This window comes from Rhizobium sp. FG96 (assembly GCF_057808655.1).
Genome location: NZ_JBMDIL010000018.1, coordinates 112460 through 130591, shown reverse-complemented (window position 1 = coordinate 130591; position 18132 = coordinate 112460). Strand labels below are relative to the sequence as shown.

The following is an 18132-nucleotide window of genomic DNA, read 5'->3' as shown; positions in this document are numbered from 1 at the left end:
ATGAGCGGCGACGAGCCCCGCCTGACCCATATCGGCGCCTCCGGCGAGGCGAACATGGTCGATGTCGGCGACAAGGCCGAAACGACGCGCATCGCCACCGCCGAAGGTCACGTGCGGATGGCGCCCGAAACCCTGGCGCTGATCCGTGACGGTAATGCCAAGAAGGGCGATGTTATCGGCACTGCCCGCCTGGCCGGCATCATGGCCGCCAAGCAGACCTCCAGCCTCATTCCGCTCTGCCATCCGCTGATGCTGACGAAGGTCAGCGTCGAGATCGAAGAAGACACCGCCCTGCCCGGCCTGCGGGTGACTGCGACGGCCAAACTCACCGGCAAGACCGGCGTCGAGATGGAAGCCCTGACCGCGGTCTCCGTCGCCTGCCTGACGATCTACGACATGGCCAAGGCAGCCGACAAGGCGATGGAAATCGGCGGCATCCGCCTGCTGGAAAAGTCCGGCGGCAAGTCCGGCGACTTCCGTCATCCAGAGGCCGGCCGATGAGCAGCCTGTTGCCGGTCGCCGAAGCCCAGGCCCGCCTGCTCGGCAGTGCATCGCCCGTTTCAGAGTATGAGACCGTGGCACTGGCTGAGGCCGATGGCCGCGTCCTGGCAGCCGATCTCGTTGCCCGGCTGACCCAACCGCCCTTCAATGCTTCCGCCATGGATGGTTACGCGCTGCGCCGCGAGGATGCGCCGGAGCCCGGCGCAGAGCTTCGCGTCACCGGTACCTCTTCCGCCGGTCACGCCTTCGAGGGCACGGTCGGCAAGGGCGAAGCCGTCCGCATCTTCACCGGCGCACCGGTGCCTGAGGGCGCCGACAGCGTGCTGTTGCAGGAAGATGCCGAAAAGATCGACGGCGGCGTGCGTACAAAATTCCCGGTGCGCCAGGGCCAGCATATCCGCCCGCGCGGCCAGGATTTTCTGGAAGGCGAACCGGTGCTGCTTGCCGGCACGGTGATGGATTTCAGCAGGCTGACGGTCGCTGCCGGGATGAACCAGCCGGACATGCCAGTCCTGCGCAAGCCGCGCGTCGCGATCCTCGCCACCGGAGACGAGCTGGTGACACCGGGGAGCAAGCCCGGCCCATCGCAGATCATCGCGTCGAGCACCTTTGGCGTTTCCGCTCTCGTGCGCAATGCCGGTGGTCAGGTGCTCGATCTCGGGATCGTTCCTGACGACAAGGCCGCCATCACCGCCGCGATCCGCAAGGCCGAAGTGGCAGGTGCCGATGTCATCGTGACGCTCGGCGGCGCATCCGTCGGCGACCACGATCTCGTTCAGTCGACCCTGGTTGCCGCAGGCATGAAGCTCGATTTCTGGCGGATCGCCATGCGGCCCGGAAAGCCACTGATGGTCGGCAGCCTCGGCAAGATCCATGTTCTCGGCCTGCCGGGAAACCCGGTTTCGACGCTGGTCTGCGCGCTGCTCTTCCTCGAGCCACTGGTCCGCAAGCTCGCTTCGCTGCCGCCGGTCAAGCGTGAGATCGTTGCTGAAGCGGCCGTCGAGCTCGCAGCCAACGACCAGCGCCAGGATTATGTCCGCGCCACACTCGTAAAATCGCCATCCGGCGCGTGGCAGGCAAAGCCGTTCGGCAAGCAGGATTCGTCGATGATGAAGATCTTCGCGGCCGCCGATTGCCTGATCATCCGTCCGCCGCATGCGCCCGCACTTTCCGCCGGCGCGCCCTGCCCTGTCATGCTGCTGCGCCCCGGCCTGCTGCCGTAGCGTCGCTCGCCTTCACGCCGATCCAGAAGCAGCTCTGCGCCAGAATGCTGGCGCCGACGAGAACACTTGCCGCCGCCAGGCCCGGATCGCCGCCGATGCCCGCCAGCGCCGTGCAGACGGCTCCAACAGCCATCTGCGTTGCGCCATAGAGGCCGGAAGCCGAGCCGGTGACCTTCGGATTGACACTGACTGCAAGCGTCAGCGCATTCGGCGAAGCCACGCCCGCGCCGATCGTATAGACCATGATCGCCGCCATCATCGGCAGCAGCTGGAGTTCGCCGCTCGCCGCCAGCGCCAGGAACGCGAACGCGGCACCGATGCTGACGAGGTTGGAGATCACCATCAGCCGCTTCATCGCAAAGCGCCCGATCAGCCGTGTCGCGATCATGCTGCCGATCCAGTAGCCGAAGATCAGCAAAGCAAGGCAGATGCCCACCTCCGTTGCCGGCCGGTGCAGCTCGTTCATGACGATGAAGGGGGCGGATGCGGTAAAGGCATACATCGACGTCGTCGCGCATCCCCCGCCAATCGCGTAGCCAACGAACGCCGGTGAGCGCAGCAGGCCGAGATAGTCGCGGCTCAGCGACTTGACCGAGGTCTCGGCATTCCGCCGCCCGGTTTCCGGCACCAGCTTCCAGGTCATCAGCATGTTGAGAATGCCGAGCGCGCAGAGCGCCACGAAGATCGAGCGCCAGCCAAGCGTTGCCGCAAGCGCCCCGCCCGCGATCGGCGCAAGACCGGGGCCGACCGTTACCATCAGGTTCATGACCGCCAGCCGCTTGGCGGTATCGTCAGCCGTCGAGGTGTCGCGGACAATGGCTCGGGCGATGACCAGCCCGGCGCAGCCACCGAGCGCCTGGAAAAGCCGGGCGGCAATCAGAGCATGGACGCTGGGCGATACGAGTGCCGCGAGCCCTGCAAGCGTGTAGAGCACCAGCCCGCTCATAAGCACCGGACGGCGGCCGTAGCGGTCCGAGAGTGGGCCATAGACCAGCTGTCCGACGGCAAGGCCGAAAATATAGAGGCTGACCGTCATCTGCATCTCGCCGATGCTGGCGCCGAGATCGGTTGCGGCCGACGGCAGAGCCGGCACGAAGATGTGCATGGCAAGCGTGCCGCTGAAGGTCACGAGCGCCAGCAGCCAGACGGGAACGCTCTTCTGCGATATCAACGGCGCGGCATCGGTCAGCCGGCCAGGATGGGGATTCACGATACTTGCTCCTCGCTGGGGCGGGAAAAGACGGCGGAGATATGCTCGAGCACGCGGAAGGCCGTCTCGACATCTTCGCGCGGCAATCCGGCCAGCGCCTCTTCGCGCACGCTCTGCGCCACACGCTCAACGTCAATGACGGTGCGACGCCCTGCTTCGGTGAGCACGATCGCTTTGGCGCGCCGGTCCTCCCCTTCCTGCCGTTCGACGAGACCCGCTGCCTCCAGATTGTCGATCAGCCGCACGACCGACGAATTATCGAGCGACAGCGAGGCCGCCAGCGCCTTCTGGTGCATCGGTGTCACCGACCGAGAGATGCGCAGCAAGGGCAGCCAGGTGGCTTCGGTGAGACCAAACGGCTGCAGCTTCTGATCGGCGGCGCGGCGCCAGAGGCGCCCGGCCTGACCGACAAGCGTGCCGAAGGTGGCGAGAATTCTATCGTGCTCGGGAGGCATGAGGCATTTCCGTTGACATCACAATAAGTGACATATCATCTAAATTGGCGCAAGGACGCGCCGACATGAAATATTCTCGTCCTGCGATGGAGAAATGCGCCGCCGCCGGCCTGAAATGCCGCCGCCCTAAAAGGCTCCCGACGTGACATAGAAGACCGCTGCCCAGGCGAGGATCGCCAGTATTCCCAATCCGATAATCAGTAGGCGCATGAAACATTCCCGTGTTTGCGGCACGAACTACGCAGAGTGGAATGTTTCGGATCAGTCGCAGGCAAGTAAAACACGTTGATTCGCGCAAAGGTCGTGTCACGGCGACGTCACGCGACACCAACGGCGTCTTATGGTTACCTGATCGTGAGGCGTCCGACCCGCCTCCGAACCTCCAATTCAATGCCCGTTGCACTTCGGCGGGCGGCCTGATGCAAGTCGGCGGACCTGCGAGGGCAATAGGGCTCGCCTGTGTTTCGCGTGGCGAGCCCATTTTTTTTCTTTCGTCATCCGTGGTCTCAAGGGATTTCAGAGTAAAGCCATGCGTTCGATCAAAGATTCAGACCCCGATCTTGCCGTGTTCCTGAAGCTTCGCATGCAGGAGATCTTCCTGCGGCTGAAGAGCCAGGGATGGAGCGATGCCGATATCGGCGTGGCGCTCGACGAACTCATCGTCCGCTTCGAGCGGAACCGGGAGCCGGAGGATATGCGCCTTCGCCTCGCCATGTAGCCGGCCACGTTTCCCGCTCTCGCCTTCCCGGCACCGGAATGATATCACGGCACCCGTTATTTGGACGCGGCGCCGGGTTCTGGCGCGCATAGGCAATGGAGGTGAGTATGGCGGTTGAGAAGGTAGCATTGGTCACGGCGGGCGGCAGCGGCATGGGTGCCGCTGCGGCGAAACGTCTGGCAGCCGACGGCTACAAGGTCGCGATCTTGTCTTCCTCGGGCAAGGGCGAAGAACTCGCCAAGGAACTCGGCGGCTTCGGCGTCACCGGCTCCAACCAGTCGAACGACGACCTGCGCAAGCTCACCGATCGTGCCCTTTCCGAATGGGGCCGCATCGACGTGCTCGTCAATAGCGCCGGTCATGGCCCGCGCGCGCCGATCCTCGAGATCACCGACGAAGACTGGCATCGCGGCATGGACGTCTACCTGATGAACGTCATCCGCCCGACGCGGCTTGTGACACCGCAGATGCAGAAGCAGAAATCGGGCGTGATCATCAACATCTCCACCGCCTGGGCATTCGAGCCGAGCGCGATGTTCCCGACCTCGGCGGTCTTCCGCGCCGGTCTGGCGTCCTTCACCAAGGTCTTCGCCGAGACCTATGCGGGCGACAATATCCGCATGAACAACGTTCTGCCCGGCTGGATCGACAGCCTTCCGGCAACCGAAGAACGCCGCGACAGCGTGCCTATGAAGCGCTACGGCGCCAGCGAGGAAATCGCCGCCACCATCGCCTTCTTGGCGTCCGATGGCGCCGGTTACATCACCGGCCAGAACCTGCGCGTCGATGGCGGCCTGACCCGCTCCGTATGATAAACTGCTGGCGCCCGTTCGCAGCTTGCGGCGGGCGTCACCTCAAGCGAGCGTATAGACGCCGCTTTCCGTTTCCCCTTCCCCGAAATCTGCGACGACGCAACTCGCCAGAAGCTTCAGCTTGGCGCGCGGCAGCGGCTTGCGCCCGGGATCGCCGATCAGCACCTCGATACCGGCATCCCGGCAGCGGCGTAGGAATGCGAGGCTGCGTTTAGCAAGCGCCCGGTTATAGAAGAGATCGCCGGCAAGGATGACATCGGCCGCAGGCGGCGGACCATCCAGCAGATCGGATTGCAGCACCGCCAGCGTCACGCCATTGGCGGCGGCATTGAGCCGAGTCGCCGCGATCGCATAGGCATCCGTGTCGATCGCCGTAACACGCGCCCCACCCATGGCCGCAGCAATTGCGACGATGCCGGAACCGCAGCCGAGATCGATGACGTCGCGGCCACGCACGCATTCGGGATGAGAAAGGAGATGGCGCGCCAGCGCGCTACCGCCGGCCCAGTGATAGGCCCAGTACGGTGGCTCGCCGCCTCCACCGGGGAGACGGCCAAGCCGGCTTGCGGAATGCGCTGCATAAAGCCTGATCTCCGGCACCGATGGTGCCGGACGCATCTCGAGATTTCTGATGATGAAGGCTTCGGCGTCTTCAGGGGTGACCGGCATCAGCGCCTCACACTGGCAATGTGCCGGTTACCACTATTGTCAGCCCTGCTTCTTCTTGGCGAACTTGCCCTTCGGCGCAAAGCCGCCCTTGCCTTCAGGCTTGCCCTTGCCCTCGAATTTCGGCTTGCCTTCAAACTTCGGCTTGTCGCCGAACTTGGGCTTGTCGCCAAACTTCGCCTGACCCTCGAACTTGCTCTTGCCGGGCTTCTTGCTCCAGGGCTTGTCGCTGCGCTCGGGCGCGCCTTCGGCCTGAAAATCCTTCTTGAACTTGGCCTTCGGCCGGTCCTCGCGGAAATCGTCGTCGCGGCGTGCCTCATAGGCCTTCTTGCCCTGCGGCTTGCCGGCGGCCTGCTTGCTGAAATCGGGCATGCCGTTCAGGCGGTTGACGCGGATGCCGCGCTCCATCGTCTTGTTCGGGCCGAGCGCCTTCAGGAAAGCCTCGGCATTGTCTGCCGCGATCTCCACGAAGGTCTCTTCCGGCTGCATCTTGATCGCGCCGATTTCGCGCTTCGTCAGATTGCCGTTGCGGCAGATCATCGGGATCAGCCAGCGCGGCTCGGCATTCTGCTTGCGGCCGACCGAGAGCGAGAACCAGACGCTCGGGCCGAAATCGTCGCGCGGACCCTTCTGGCTCGGTTCGCGCGGACCATCGGCATTGTCGCGGCGCTTGCGTACACCGCCATCGAGCGACACTTCGGTAATGTCCTCAGGGGCCGACTGGTTTGAGCGGTAGAGCCGCACGAAGGCTGCCGCGAGCTTCTCGGGGCCATAGTTGGCGATCAGCTGGTTGACGAGGATTTCGTCGTCCTGCACGTCTGCATCGCTAAGGATCGGATCGGCCAGCAGCCGCTCGTCGTCGCGGCGCATGACCTCCTCGGCAGACGGCGGGCGCGCCCAGGTCGGCGAGATGCCGGCACCGTCGAGGATACGCTCGGCCTTGCGGCGGGCATTGAGCGGCACGATCAGCGCGCTGACGCCCTTGCGGCCTGCACGGCCGGTACGGCCGCTGCGGTGAAGCAGGGTTTCCGGGTTGGTCGGCAGGTCGGCATGGATGACGAGGTCGAGGCCCGGAAGGTCGATGCCGCGGGCGGCGACGTCGGTCGCGATGCAGACCCGCGCCCGGCCGTCGCGCATCGCCTGCAGCGCATGCGTACGTTCATTCTGGGTGAGCTCGCCGGAGAGCGCGACGACGGAGAAATTGCGGTTGTTGAACCGCGCCGTCAGGTGATTGACGGCCGCGCGCGTCGAGCAGAACACAATGGCGTTCTTCGCATCGTAATAGCGCAGCACGTTGATGATGGCGTTTTCGCGGTCCGAAGGCGCCACGGCCAGCGCGCGATATTCGATATCGACATGCTGCTTTTCTTCCGACTGCGTCGAAATGCGCACGGCATCGCGCTGGTAGCTCTTGGCAAGCTTGGCGATCGCCGCCGGTACCGTTGCAGAGAACATCAGCGTGCGGCGGTCATCCGGTGCTGCTTCGAGAATGAATTCGAGATCTTCGCGGAAGCCGAGATCGAGCATCTCGTCGGCTTCATCGAGCACCACGGCCTTCAGCGCCGACATGTCGAGCGCCTTGCGGCGGATATGGTCGCAGAGACGGCCAGGTGTGCCGACGACGATATGGGCGCCGCGCTCCAGCGCCCGGCGCTCGCTGCGGATATCCATGCCGCCGACGCAGCTGACGATCAGCGCACCGGTCATTTCATAAAGCCATTCCAGCTCGCGCTTCACCTGCAGGGCAAGTTCGCGGGTCGGCGCGATAACAAGCGCCAGCGGCTCGGCGGCCGGCTCGAAGCGGTCATTGTCTTCAAGCAGCGTCGGAGCGAGCGCCAGGCCGAAGGCAACGGTCTTGCCGGAGCCCGTCTGGGCGGAAACGAGCGCGTCGGAAGCGGCCAGCGCCGGGTCGAGCATCGCCTGCTGAACCGGGGTCAACGTCGTATAGCCGCGCTTCGACAACGCCTTGGCGATCGCCGGAACGACGCCGTTAATCTCTGTCATGTGATCTGTCTTTCGGAATTTTCAGGCGCACCTGCGCCTTGGCCGGGATCAGCCCGGCCGGACGGTTGCGCGTTCCTATCTCTTCGCGCGCAAAAAGTCAAAGTGCGAGATCATGCCGCCTGCTGGCGCCGCAACCAGACCTCGATACCACCGGCCCGGCCGCGGATCCGCGTCTCGAACGGTCCCTCCAGCACACCGCCGGCCGGCGGTGTTCCACCGGCAGAAGCTGCGTGAACCAACGCGGCACTGAAAGCGATCTCCGAGCCGCGGCTCGCGGCCACCTCCATCAGTCTGCTCGCGACATTGACGGTATCGCCCGTCGCCGTGATCTGCTGGCGACTGCCGGTGCCGAGACGTGAGGCAACGACCGGCCCGCAATGCACCCCGATCTTGAAGCCGATCTTGCGGCCATCGGGAATGGCGGGATTGGCAGCGAGCCACGTCCGCGTGCGCTCGGCAAGCGCCAGCGCGCAGGCGGCCGCCCGCGTCGCGTCATCCGCCTGCGGCTCCGGCAATCCGAACAGGATCATCGCGCCATCGCCCATGAAGCTGGTGATCGCCCCGCCATGCGCCCGTGCTTCCTCATCGACGAGCTCGAAGAAGCCGCTCAGGATTTCGCGCACGGCAACCGCGCCAACGGCTTCGCTCATGCCGGTAAAGCCCGAGAGGTCGATGAAGATCACGGCCGCGTTCTGCCGGACGGGTTGAGAGAGGAACGAGGGATCGCGCGCCAGCCATTCGCCAAGACCGGGCGCTTCGATCCGCTGCAACAGCTCGCTCTGCGCCGCAAAATGCCGGGCACGGCTACGATCGGCGAAAAGCTGTACCGCACCGAAGATCAGCGCCGGAGGCAGCGCCGCAGCAATCGGCAGCGCTGCGCTCAGCCAGTATCCCTGCCGGAAGGCTGCGACATTGATCATCGCCCAGGTGACAAACAAGAGCGCAATCAGCACGAAGCCGATCAGACTGCGGCGCCAGGCAAGCAAACCGATGACCGCCAGCGGCAGCAGCACGGCGATGGTTGCATCGAGCCGCCGGATATTGTGATCGCGGATGATGCTGTCGCCGGCCACAAGATGCGTGATCGCCGTGGACATCACCTCGACACCCGGCAGAACCGGATCGAACGGCGTCGGGAAGACATCGCCGCCGCCGGTGACCGTCGCGCCGATCACCACCACCTTGTCGGTAATCTCCTGCCCGCTGAGCTTGCCGTCCAGCGCATCGGCGATGCTGACCGTCGGGATCGTGCTGCGCGGGCCGTAGAAGGTCAGCGGCAGGCGCTGGCCTGTATCGGTCGGGATCCGGGTCTCGGTGAAGGAAATGGCACCCGGCTGGAAAGCCGGGTCGTGCCCGACGGCCAGGGATGCAGTCCTGAGGGGGAAGGACGCATCGACTCGCCCCTCGCCGCGCGACAGCAGCGGAATGAAACGTGGTACGCCGGTCTGGTCGGTCGCGACGTTGACGATCCCTGTCGCCGCCACATCCGCAAAGCGCTTCTGCGGCAGAAGCAGGCTTTGGGCCACCGGGATCGCCGCCAACGGATCATTGGCCTCGCTGACGACGGTCTGGGCACTCTGCGGAAAGACCGCGGCGCCGGCAATGACCGAGGGTACGAGACGCAGCGCCGTGGTCAGCGCGCTGTCGCCCGCCTCGCTGCCGGGATCGACGAACAGCAGATCGAGCGCGATGACCTTCGGCTTCAGCGCCGCGATCTCGGTCACGGCCTGCGCCAGCGTCGCCCGGTCAAGCGGATAGCCGTGCTCGGCGGCGGTCCGGTCGTCGATTGCCGCGATCGTTGCGACCGGTGGCGGCCTTCGAGCCCCGATCAGCGTGCTCTTCAGATCGGTGAGGATCGCTTCGGGGCGATCGAGAAACGAGGCGCCGCCGGAAAGCTGTAGCGACCCGAGGAACGCTCCCCAGAGTGCCGCGGCAAGCAATGCGGCCGTGACGAGAACAGACTGGCGCGGCATCGGTTGCTACTGACCGAGGCGGGCAAGGAGTGCGGCAGCGCGAGGACCCGGCCAGCGGCGCACCTCGAGCGGCGCCGCGCCGCTGTGGACATCGACGCCCTCGCCCGGCCGCAGCACCACGGGATCGCCCTGCGGGCGGCGCACACCGACAGCGCCGCGAACGACGAGCACCGAAGTCTGCCCACCGCCGACATCGACCGCCCATTGCGTGCCGCGCACGGCGGCGATCGCCTGCGGTGTCACCACCTGGAAACCACCGCTATGCCGGCTGCTGTCGACATCGACGAGAATGGCCTTGCGGCGGAGTGATGCGCTGTCGGGGCTGCCGTCACCATTGCGGTCGTGGAGCGTGAAGCTGGCACCGGCTTCTGCCGTCACAGTAACGCCGCCCGGGCAGCGCAGGATGCGGCGGCCGCCATCACCATTCTGCAGCGCACAGCCACTGGTCTGCGCCATCACCGCGCCGGGCAGAGCAAGCAGGATGCACGCCGCGGCGGAACCGCGAAGGATTGCTGAAACCACGCCCATGATCCGTCCCCACATTACTGGGACCCGCCGCACCGCGCCATACACAGGTGCCGTGCGACTGGTCCGTTTCCCGGTTCGCCATCATAAAACAAAAGCTTGATCCCGTATGCAGAAAAGCGGCTGCCCTGGCAAGCGTCAGCCGATGACGGCAAGCGGCGGGCCGCAATAACGCGCCCGGGGGCGGATGAGATGGCCTCCCTCGACCTGCTCCATCGCATGCGCAAGCCAGCCGCAGGTGCGCGCCAGCGCAAAGATCACCATCGGCGCATCCTGCGGCAGGCCGAAGCTCGCCGCCATTGCCGTCAGCGCGAAGTCGACATTGGCCTGCTCGCCGGTCATCGCCTCACCGGCCTGGCGCAATTCCCGGAACACCGGCGGCAGTTCGAAATGCGCAAAGAGCTCGGAAGCGCGAATGTCACCGTCCGGGTACAGCGGATGCCCGAAGGCGGGAAGCGCATGCCCCTGAGACAAGGTTCGGCGCACGGCCGCCTCGGCACCAATTGTTGTCGCCAGCGCCGCGAGCCCGGCAACACCCTGCCAGGCGCCGCCATGCAGCGGACCCGTCAGTGCCGAAAGACCGGAGAGAACTGCCGCGGAAAGCGCCGCACCCGATGAGGCTGCGACACGGGCGGCAAAGGTGGACGCGTTCAATTCGTGATCGGCAAGCAGCACCATGGCGCGCCGCAGGCAGTCTACGGCCTCCGGATTGCCCCAGGCATCGGCGAGTTTCTCGTGGGTGAAATCGCCCCCACCGGGCGCCAGCGCGGCGCTGACTGTTGCAAAGACCGAGATAGCCTCATTGCGCAATACAGCCCGCGAGCGGCCAAGGCTCGGCAGATCACGTGTCACCCGTGCGGCAAGCGCGCCGAATGCATCACCGATCGAGGGTATCCTCTCCATGGCGGCCGCCGCCGGGAGCGTCACGCCCGGCATGTCCCAGAGAAGTGCCGCGGCCGTTTCCAGTGTCGCCGACGCCGAAAGTGCTGCGGCATCGCGGCCGCGATAGTAGAGCCTGCCGTCGGCAATCGTCGAGAGCGCCGAGGGCAGAACCGGGTCTCCCCACTGGATCGCCTCGGCTGCCACCGCCTCGCTCTTGCGCCGGCCGGCATGCCGCTCGGCGAGCCGGGCAACATCGGCGGTATGATAGAGGCTGCGGCGCGGATCGGCGGGATCCGGCTTGGCGCGAATACGGCCACGGCTGACATTGGCGTAAAGCGTCTGCGGCTTGGTGCCGAGACGCGCCAGCGCCTCATCGGCGGAGAGCCAGGACATGGAGGCCTCACATTGATCAATTACGTCAAGATTGACGTCAACTAATCTAGGCTCGATCTTTACTCCGGTAAAGGAGAAACACCGATGAAGAATGGTCTTGAAGACGTCATTGCCGCCGAAACCCAGCTGTCGGATGTCGATGGCGAAGCCGGCCGGCTGATCATCCGCGGCGTATCGCTGGATGACCTCGTGGCGAACAGCACCTATGAGAGCACGGCGACGCTGTTGCTCGATGGCATGATGCCGGAGGCACTCACCGAAGAAGAGCTTCGGCAGCGCCTTGGTCTGGCCCGTAAAGAGGTCTTCGCGCATGTCGCCGCCGCCGACAATCAGATCCTCGCACTGCCGCCCGTCGATGCCGTGAGAGCCCTCCTCGCCCGCCTGCAGGATGGCGATGGCGTCGATACCGCCATCCGCCTGATGTCCGCCCCCGCCGTCTTCCTGCCTGCCGTATTGCGGCTCCAGCAGGGAAATCGTCCGATCGAGCCTGACGCCACCCTGTCGCAGTCGGCAGACATTCTGAAGATGCTGACGGGACGCCAGCCGAGCCGCGAGCAGACCGCGGCACTCGACGCCTATCTCGTGACGATTTCCGATCATGGCCTGAACGCCTCCACCTTCGCGGCCCGCGTCATCGCCTCCACCCAGGCCGGACTGACGTCATCGGTGCTGGCCGCAGTCAGCGCCCTCAAGGGCCCGTTGCATGGCGGTGCGCCCGGCCCGGTTCTCGACATGCTGGATGCGATCGGAACGCCCGCCAAGGCTGAGACATGGCTTGGCGACGCGCTCGATCGCGGCGAGCGGCTGATGGGCTTCGGCCACCGCATCTACCGCGTCCGCGATCCGCGCGCCGACGCCTTGAAGGGCGCCCTGAAGCCGCTGACGGCGACAGGTCAGGTGGATGCCGACCGTGTGGCGCTTGCCGAGGCCGTCGAGGCCGCGGCGATCTCGATCCTGAGAGAGCGCAAGCCCGACCGGCCGCTCGATGTGAATGTCGAGTTCTACACGGCGCTGCTGCTGGAAACGCTGGGCTTCCCGCGCGAAGCCTTCACCGGCGTTTTCGCCATCGGCCGCACCGTCGGCTGGATCGCCCACGCCCGTGAACAGGCGCTGCGCGGCCGGCTGATCCGCCCGCGCTCGGTCTATGTCGGCCCGCTGCCGAAAGCCGCCTGACGCAAAAGCCCGGCGCTCCGGCGCCGGGCCTTTTCTCAATCTCCGGAATCGACCCCGAGAAAGCCGCCGGACTGGCGCGACCAGAGCCGGTGATAGATGCCGCCTCGCGCCAGCAGGTCCTGATGACGGCCTTCCTCGGCAATCCGGCCCCTATCTAGGACGACGATCCGGTCCATGCGGGCGATCGTCGACAACCGGTGCGCGATGGCGATCACCGTCTTGCCGTCCATGAAATCGTAGAGCGTGTCCTGGATTGCCGCCTCGACTTCGGAATCGAGCGCCGAAGTCGCTTCGTCCAGTATAAGGATGGGAGCATTCTTCAGGATGGCGCGGGCGAGCGCGATGCGCTGGCGTTGGCCGCCCGAAAGTTTCACCCCACGCTCGCCGACATGGGCATCATAGCCGCTGCGGCTCTGCTGATCGCGCAGGCCGGGAATGAAACCGTCGGCATGCGCCTTTGCTGCCGCCGCCTCGATCATCGCCTGCGGCAGGTCCTCGCGTCCGTAGGCGATGTTGTCGCGCACCGAACGGTGCAGCAGCGCCGCATTCTGCGCCACCATGCTGAAGCACCCGCGCAGGCTCTCCTGTGTCACCGATCGGATATCCTGGCCATCGACGGTGATCAGCCCGCTCTCCGCCTCGAAGAAGCGCAGTGCCAGATTGACGAGCGTCGATTTTCCCGCACCCGAGCGGCCGACAAGCCCAACCCTCTCCCCGGCGGCGACATGCAGGCTGACACGGTCGAGACCGCCCTGCCCCTTGCCATAGTGATGGCTGACGTTTTCGAAGCGCAGCGTCCCGCCATCGAGCCGCAACTCCTTGGCATCAGGTGCATCGGGAATGTCGACAGGTTGAGCGATTGTGCTGAGCTGGTCGCGCGCCGCACCCATATGGTTGAACAGCGACGCCACCGCATCCAGCAGCCATTCGGCCATGGCGGTGATGCGGAAGCCGAGAGCAATGGCGGCGGCGACCATCCCGAGCGGCGCGCTTCCCGCCTGCCACAGCAGGATCGAATAGCCGATGAGGCTGACCATCAGCAGGCTGCTCAGAAACACCATGCTGCTGTTGACGGTGACCTCAAGCACCTGCGACCGGATGAAGGCACGCCGGGTGATGTCGAGATGGCGCCTGCTGTCCCGGTCCTCGTCCTGATCCCGCGAAAAGAGCTTGATCGTATCGATATTCGAGAATGTGTCGACCAGCATGCCAGACAGTGCCGAATCGGCCTCCTGGAAGCGCTGCGATGCTTCCCTGATGCGCGGGATGATATAGGCCATCAGCGTGAAATAGAGCGCGACCCAGATGAGCATCGGGATGACCAGCCGGATATCCACCGAAGCCATCAACAGGAAGGACCCGGCGATATAGATCGCGACATAGGTGATGGTGTGAATGACGGAATAGGCCACACCGGTGGCGCTATTCCCAAGTTCCTGAACGCGCCAGGCGATGCGCCCTGAGAAATCGTTCTGGAACCATCCGACCGACTGCCGTTTGACATGCCGGAGCGCACGCCAGCGGATCATCGCCACGGCGTTGGGCCGGAAGACGATATCGTCGAGCCCCTCGTTGAGCACTGCCGTGCCCGGGCGGACAACGAGCAGCAAGAAGGCGGCGAACATCAGTTCGCTGCCGTGGCGCTCCCAGAGCTCATCGGGGCGGATAGCGGCCAGCGTATCGACCAGACGGCCGGAATAGCCGATCAGCCAGACCTCGAGAATGGCGCCGATCGCCGTCAGCGCCAGGCTTGCGGCAACGGTGCCGCGGAGCGGCTTCAGCGTGGAGAAGATGAACGGCCAGACGCGGCGGGGCGGCGTTTCATCGGCATGGGATTGGAAAGGATCGGTCAGCTCTTCGAAGCGACGAAACATGAAGGCCCTCCATGGGGCAGGATGATGTCATTTGATGATGGCCGAACAGGCAGCCCAAACGGCAACGCTGTTCAGCGGTTGTTTCCGGTGCCGTTGGTTTTCATCAAACGATCTCCCCATGGGTCGCTTTGTGCCGGGAAAGCCCGGCGGATACTCAAGTTTCTACCATCTCCGGCTGCGCCTGTGAACCCCTCCACGCCCGCAGGCGGAAACCCTCCCATCAGCCGCCGAGATAGTCGGCGAGCTGCTGCAGCGTTTCCCGGCAGCCCATTTCGTTGTCTTCGAGACGGATACCCAGCGGAATGTTCTCCGTCACCATCGTCACTTCCGTGCCCTCGTCGACTGCAAGCAAATGTGTGCTGACGATCATCTCACCGGCGAAATCGGGATTGACACTGTCGAAGGTCGTCGCCCACACGACGAGCGTATCCGGAATGAGCCTGGCGAACCGCCCGGAGAAACGGTCCGTCTTCTCCGACGTCTTGCCGGTCATCTCGCTCTCATCGTCGGCATAGATCAGCGACATGCTGAACGCCCCGCCTTCCCGTCCCTCGAAGGCATGGACGACGCCACGCATATTACCGGGAGGCAACCAGGCCGCAACGGCATCAGCGTCGAGAAACGCCGCGTAAATAGCGGCGGGAGGCGGATGGATGACGCGGGAGACAGTCGTGGTCCGGGAAGATTTCATGCGAGGCAAACTAGCGCGACAGGACTAGGCGGCCAGTCATGCAATCCCGAGAAACAGCGCAAGTGAACGGGTGACCGATATCATCGCCTCGTCGCTCAACCGGCCGACATGCCGGCCGACGCGATCGCGTCTGACGGCCATCGCCTTGTCGATCATGATCTGTGACGGCTTCCGCAGGCCATTTTCCGCATCCGGATCGATCGTCAGCCTCAGGAGCGGTGCGTCGACAAGCGTTCCCGAAATCAGCAGCAGCGTCACGGTATCGGTCGCATCGAAATTGTCGGATTGGATGATAAGTGCCGGGCGCGGCTTACCGAAGTCGCCTGAGAGTGCGACGGTTACCAGATCGCCACGTCTCATTCTTCGGCGGGATCCAGGTCCGCCAGCGCCTCTTCCATGAACCCATGGAGGCCGGCGTCATCGGCATCAGCCTTGGCAACGACCGCCGATTGGCGGCGGCATTCTTCGAGAAATCCCGGGCGGCGGGTATCGGGAACCCAGATCTGCACCGGCCTTAGGCCAGCAGCCCTGAGGCTGTCCCGTCTCTTCTTCACGCGAGCGCTGACATTAGACGACATTGCCGCCTCCTTGTTACATGTAACATGGGGGCGGCAATTGATATTGTCAAATTGGGTGGTCGATCAGACCAGGCGGCTCTGCTCGGTTGCCGCTTCGATGAAGCTGGCGAAGAGCGGATGCGGGTCGAGCGGGCGGGACTTCAGTTCCGGGTGGTACTGAACGCCGATGAACCAGGGATGGTCAGGATATTCGATCGTCTCGGGCAGCACGCCATCAGGCGACATGCCGGAGAAGACGAGGCCGCAGTTCTCCAGCCGGTCCTTGTAGTCGATATTGACTTCGTAGCGGTGGCGGTGACGCTCGGAAATATCGGTCGAGCCATAGATGTCGGCGATCTTGGTACCCTTCTTCAGGGCCGCCTTGTAGGCGCCGAGACGCATCGTGCCGCCGAGGTCGCCCGAAGCGTTGCGCTTCTGCAGTTCGTTGCCCTTGACCCATTCGGTCATCAGGCCGACGACCGGCTCCTTCGCAGGCCCGAATTCCGTCGAGGACGCATCTTCGACGCCGGCAAGGCTGCGGGCCGCTTCGATGACGGCCATCTGCATGCCGAAGCAGATGCCGAAATACGGCACCTTGCGCTCGCGGGCGAAACGCGCCGCCAGGATCTTGCCCTCGGAGCCGCGTTCGCCGAAGCCGCCGGGAACGAGAATGCCGTGGACTTTCTCAAGATACGGCGCCGGATCTTCCTTTTCGAAGACTTCGGATTCGATCCACTCGAGCTTGACCTTGACGCGGTTGGCGATGCCGCCGTGATGCAGCGCTTCGATCAGCGACTTGTAGGCGTCCCTGAGACCCGTGTACTTGCCGACGATCGCGATCGTCACCTCGCCCTCGGGCGTGCGGATACGGTTGCAGACTTCTTCCCACTGGTCGAGACGCGGTTTCGGCGCCGGTTCGATGCCGAAGGCGGCGAGCACTTCGTTGTCGAGACCTTCCTTGTGGTAGGCCATCGGCACGTCGTAGATATTGGCGACGTCGAGCGCCTGGATAACGGCCGACGGGCGGACGTTGCAGAACAGCGAGAGCTTGCGGCGCTCCGCTTCCGGGATTTCCCGGTCGGCACGAACAAGCAGGATATCGGGGTGAATGCCGAGCGCCTGCAGTTCCTTGACGGAATGCTGCGTCGGCTTGGTCTTCAGTTCGCCCGCTGCCGGAATATACGGCATCAGCGTCAGGTGCAGGTAGATCGCCGTGCCGCGCGGCAGGTCGTTGCCGAGCTGGCGGATCGCTTCCATGAACGGCATCGCTTCGATATCGCCGACCGTGCCGCCGATTTCGCAGATGACGAAGTCGTAGTCGTCATTGCCTTCGATGACGAAATCCTTGATCTCGTTCGTGACGTGCGGAATGACCTGGACGGTGGCGCCGAGATAGTCGCCGCGGCGTTCCTTGTCGATGATGTTCTTGTAGATGCGGCCGGTGGTGATGTTGTCGGTCTTGGTCGCCGAACGCCCGGTGAAGCGCTCGTAGTGGCCGAGATCGAGATCGGTTTCCGCGCCGTCGTCAGTGACGAAGACTTCGCCGTGCTGGGTCGGGCTCATAGTGCCCGGGTCCACGTTCAGATAGGGGTCGAGCTTGCGAAGCCGCACCCGATAACCACGGGCCTGCAGCAACGCTCCGAGAGCCGCGGCCGCAATTCCTTTACCGAGAGAGGAAACCACGCCGCCAGTGATGAATACGTATCGCGCCATGGGAGTCACCGGATACCTTCTCAAAAACGATTCCACCAGCCCAAAAATTCTTTTCCAGAACTTTTGGTGCCAGCGTGAAATCTGAACAAAAGAAAACCGGCAGACCCTTGGGCCTGCCGGCGGTTTATTTCGCTGACCGGTTTATTGTCCGGTCGGTACGCCACCCGGCTGGGCCGGAGCGGCAGGAGTAGCGGGCGTTGCCGGCGCCGGCGTTGCAGCCGGAGCGTCTGCGGCAGGAGCCGTAGCAGCCGGTGCCTGGGCAGCGGGAGCGGCCGGAGCCGATGCAGCCGGTGCCTGAGCGGCCGGTGCAGCAGGAGCCGGAGCAGCTGCGCCGCTGTTCGGAACGCCGTTATTGGCCGGCTGATTTGCCGGAGGCTTTGCGCCGCCGCCCAGCGAATCGAGAATGCCGTTGCCCCGACCGCTCGTTGCCGGAATACGGTTCAGGATGTCGGTCGGGTTGCCCTGGTAGCGCGTCAGAATGCCGAGGCCGAGCGACGTCAGGAAGAACAGGGTCGCCAGGATCGCCGTCGTGCGGGTCAGGGCATTGGCGGTGCCGCGCGCCGACATGAAGCCGGAACCGCCGCCGATGCCGAGGCCGCCGCCTTCCGAACGCTGGATGAGCACCACGCCGACAAGCGCCAGCACGATCATGAGGTGGATGACAATCAATACGGTCTGCATGGGTCCAGTCCTGCCCGCAAACGGCGGGCATCGAATAAAAATCTGGCGCTCTTTACATGAGGCGTTCGCCTATTCCAAGCC

General features: G+C 64.6%; 18 protein-coding genes. 5 read left to right on the top strand and 13 right to left on the bottom strand.

Annotated features, from left to right (window positions below; genetic code table 11):
• Together moaC and ACODR6_RS28755 are read left to right on the top strand one after the other, a co-directional pair.
• A complete protein-coding gene (moaC, locus tag ACODR6_RS28760; protein WP_489025815.1) occupies nt 1–501 on the top strand; it encodes a cyclic pyranopterin monophosphate synthase MoaC in 501 nt (166 codons plus the stop codon).
• Nucleotides 498–1724: a molybdopterin molybdotransferase MoeA gene (locus ACODR6_RS28755; protein WP_489025813.1), complete on the top strand. Its 1227-nt coding sequence runs from the start codon at nt 498–500 to the stop codon at nt 1722–1724. The genes moaC and ACODR6_RS28755 overlap by 4 nt, the downstream gene beginning before the upstream one ends.
• Here ACODR6_RS28755 and ACODR6_RS28750 read toward each other — a convergent pair.
• Together ACODR6_RS28750 and ACODR6_RS28745 are read right to left on the bottom strand one after the other, a co-directional pair.
• Complete coding sequence (locus ACODR6_RS28750) at nt 1693–2934, bottom strand: multidrug effflux MFS transporter (protein ID WP_489025811.1); 1242 nt, start codon at nt 2932–2934, stop codon at nt 1693–1695. The genes ACODR6_RS28755 and ACODR6_RS28750 overlap by 32 nt on opposite strands.
• Nucleotides 2931–3389 (bottom strand): MarR family winged helix-turn-helix transcriptional regulator, encoded by a 459-nt coding sequence (locus ACODR6_RS28745; protein WP_489025809.1) that lies wholly within the window; start codon nt 3387–3389, stop codon nt 2931–2933. Before ACODR6_RS28745 ends, ACODR6_RS28750 begins: the two co-directional genes overlap by 4 nt.
• A gap of 529 nt (nt 3390–3918) precedes the next feature.
• Here ACODR6_RS28745 and ACODR6_RS28740 point away from each other — a divergent pair.
• Both ACODR6_RS28740 and ACODR6_RS28735 read left to right on the top strand, forming a co-directional pair.
• Complete coding sequence (locus tag ACODR6_RS28740) at nt 3919–4107, top strand: hypothetical protein (RefSeq protein WP_112716245.1); 189 nt, start codon at nt 3919–3921, stop codon at nt 4105–4107.
• Between the two features lie 107 nt (nt 4108–4214).
• The gene (locus ACODR6_RS28735) at nt 4215–4919 is read left to right on the top strand and encodes an SDR family oxidoreductase (RefSeq protein WP_489025807.1); all 705 of its coding nucleotides are present in this window, start codon (nt 4215–4217) and stop codon (nt 4917–4919) included.
• 42 nt (nt 4920–4961) lie between these two features.
• On the opposite strand, the gene ACODR6_RS28730 is transcribed toward ACODR6_RS28735, so the two are convergent.
• The 5 genes from ACODR6_RS28730 to ACODR6_RS28710 all read right to left on the bottom strand — a co-directional run bounded on the left by ACODR6_RS28730 (nt 4962) and on the right by ACODR6_RS28710 (nt 11362).
• Nucleotides 4962–5588 carry a class I SAM-dependent methyltransferase gene (locus ACODR6_RS28730; RefSeq protein WP_489025805.1) on the bottom strand — a complete coding sequence of 209 codons (627 nt, stop codon included), beginning with the start codon at nt 5586–5588 and terminating at the stop codon, nt 4962–4964.
• A gap of 39 nt (nt 5589–5627) precedes the next feature.
• Nucleotides 5628–7589: a DEAD/DEAH box helicase gene (locus ACODR6_RS28725; RefSeq protein WP_489025803.1), complete on the bottom strand. Its 1962-nt coding sequence runs from the start codon at nt 7587–7589 to the stop codon at nt 5628–5630.
• Between the two features lie 110 nt (nt 7590–7699).
• Complete coding sequence (locus tag ACODR6_RS28720; protein ID WP_203428869.1) at nt 7700–9562, bottom strand: CHASE2 domain-containing protein; 1863 nt, start codon at nt 9560–9562, stop codon at nt 7700–7702.
• Nucleotides 9563–9568: 6 nt separating this feature from the next.
• Nucleotides 9569–10090 carry a FecR domain-containing protein gene (locus tag ACODR6_RS28715; protein ID WP_203428868.1) on the bottom strand — a complete coding sequence of 174 codons (522 nt, stop codon included), beginning with the start codon at nt 10088–10090 and terminating at the stop codon, nt 9569–9571.
• 135 nt (nt 10091–10225) lie between these two features.
• Nucleotides 10226–11362: a citrate synthase gene (locus ACODR6_RS28710; protein WP_489025800.1), complete on the bottom strand. Its 1137-nt coding sequence runs from the start codon at nt 11360–11362 to the stop codon at nt 10226–10228.
• A gap of 84 nt (nt 11363–11446) precedes the next feature.
• Here ACODR6_RS28710 and ACODR6_RS28705 point away from each other — a divergent pair, with 84 nt between their 5' ends.
• A complete protein-coding gene (locus ACODR6_RS28705; RefSeq protein ID WP_203428866.1) occupies nt 11447–12535 on the top strand; it encodes a citrate synthase/methylcitrate synthase in 1089 nt (362 codons plus the stop codon).
• 35 nt (nt 12536–12570) lie between these two features.
• Here ACODR6_RS28705 and ACODR6_RS28700 read toward each other — a convergent pair whose 3' ends face one another.
• From ACODR6_RS28700 to secG, 6 genes are all read right to left on the bottom strand, one after another.
• Nucleotides 12571–14409, bottom strand: coding sequence for an ABC transporter ATP-binding protein (locus ACODR6_RS28700; protein WP_489025798.1), 1839 nt, complete (start codon nt 14407–14409; stop codon nt 12571–12573).
• A 220-nt stretch (nt 14410–14629) separates the two neighbouring features.
• On the bottom strand, nt 14630–15100 hold the full coding sequence (locus ACODR6_RS28695; RefSeq protein WP_489025796.1) for an SRPBCC family protein: 471 nt from the start codon (nt 15098–15100) through the stop codon (nt 14630–14632).
• 36 nt (nt 15101–15136) lie between these two features.
• A complete protein-coding gene (locus tag ACODR6_RS28690) occupies nt 15137–15460 on the bottom strand; it encodes a type II toxin-antitoxin system PemK/MazF family toxin (protein ID WP_489025794.1) in 324 nt (107 codons plus the stop codon).
• Entirely contained in the window at nt 15457–15678 is a 222-nt protein-coding gene (locus ACODR6_RS28685; RefSeq protein WP_130278299.1) for an antitoxin MazE family protein, read from the bottom strand. Before ACODR6_RS28685 ends, ACODR6_RS28690 begins: the two co-directional genes overlap by 4 nt.
• A 63-nt stretch (nt 15679–15741) precedes the next feature.
• On the bottom strand, nt 15742–17370 hold the full coding sequence (gene pyrG / locus ACODR6_RS28680; protein WP_489025792.1) for a CTP synthase: 1629 nt from the start codon (nt 17368–17370) through the stop codon (nt 15742–15744).
• Between the two features lie 141 nt (nt 17371–17511).
• Nucleotides 17512–18051 (bottom strand): preprotein translocase subunit SecG, encoded by a 540-nt coding sequence (gene secG, locus ACODR6_RS28675; RefSeq protein WP_489025790.1) that lies wholly within the window; start codon nt 18049–18051, stop codon nt 17512–17514.
• Nucleotides 18052–18132 lie beyond the last annotated feature (81 nt).

What these genes read in the sequence shown, in the direction of transcription:
- moaC (WP_489025815.1), top strand. Translation starts at nt 1, where the DNA reads ATGAGCGGCGACGAGCCCCGCCTGACCCATATCGGCGCCTCCGGCGAG.
- ACODR6_RS28755 (WP_489025813.1), top strand. Translation starts at nt 498, where the DNA reads ATGAGCAGCCTGTTGCCGGTCGCCGAAGCCCAGGCCCGCCTGCTCGGC.
- ACODR6_RS28745 (WP_489025809.1), bottom strand. Translation starts at nt 3,389, where the DNA reads ATGCCTCCCGAGCACGATAGAATTCTCGCCACCTTCGGCACGCTTGTC.
- ACODR6_RS28740 (WP_112716245.1), top strand. Translation starts at nt 3,919, where the DNA reads ATGCGTTCGATCAAAGATTCAGACCCCGATCTTGCCGTGTTCCTGAAG.
- ACODR6_RS28735 (WP_489025807.1), top strand. Translation starts at nt 4,215, where the DNA reads ATGGCGGTTGAGAAGGTAGCATTGGTCACGGCGGGCGGCAGCGGCATG.
- ACODR6_RS28730 (WP_489025805.1), bottom strand. Translation starts at nt 5,588, where the DNA reads ATGCCGGTCACCCCTGAAGACGCCGAAGCCTTCATCATCAGAAATCTC.
- ACODR6_RS28725 (WP_489025803.1), bottom strand. Translation starts at nt 7,589, where the DNA reads ATGACAGAGATTAACGGCGTCGTTCCGGCGATCGCCAAGGCGTTGTCG.
- ACODR6_RS28720 (WP_203428869.1), bottom strand. Translation starts at nt 9,562, where the DNA reads ATGCCGCGCCAGTCTGTTCTCGTCACGGCCGCATTGCTTGCCGCGGCA.
- ACODR6_RS28715 (WP_203428868.1), bottom strand. Translation starts at nt 10,090, where the DNA reads ATGGGCGTGGTTTCAGCAATCCTTCGCGGTTCCGCCGCGGCGTGCATC.
- ACODR6_RS28710 (WP_489025800.1), bottom strand. Translation starts at nt 11,362, where the DNA reads ATGTCCTGGCTCTCCGCCGATGAGGCGCTGGCGCGTCTCGGCACCAAG.
- ACODR6_RS28705 (WP_203428866.1), top strand. Translation starts at nt 11,447, where the DNA reads ATGAAGAATGGTCTTGAAGACGTCATTGCCGCCGAAACCCAGCTGTCG.
- ACODR6_RS28700 (WP_489025798.1), bottom strand. Translation starts at nt 14,409, where the DNA reads ATGTTTCGTCGCTTCGAAGAGCTGACCGATCCTTTCCAATCCCATGCC.
- ACODR6_RS28695 (WP_489025796.1), bottom strand. Translation starts at nt 15,100, where the DNA reads ATGAAATCTTCCCGGACCACGACTGTCTCCCGCGTCATCCATCCGCCT.
- ACODR6_RS28690 (WP_489025794.1), bottom strand. Translation starts at nt 15,460, where the DNA reads ATGAGACGTGGCGATCTGGTAACCGTCGCACTCTCAGGCGACTTCGGT.
- ACODR6_RS28685 (WP_130278299.1), bottom strand. Translation starts at nt 15,678, where the DNA reads ATGTCGTCTAATGTCAGCGCTCGCGTGAAGAAGAGACGGGACAGCCTC.
- pyrG (WP_489025792.1), bottom strand. Translation starts at nt 17,370, where the DNA reads ATGGCGCGATACGTATTCATCACTGGCGGCGTGGTTTCCTCTCTCGGT.
- secG (WP_489025790.1), bottom strand. Translation starts at nt 18,051, where the DNA reads ATGCAGACCGTATTGATTGTCATCCACCTCATGATCGTGCTGGCGCTT.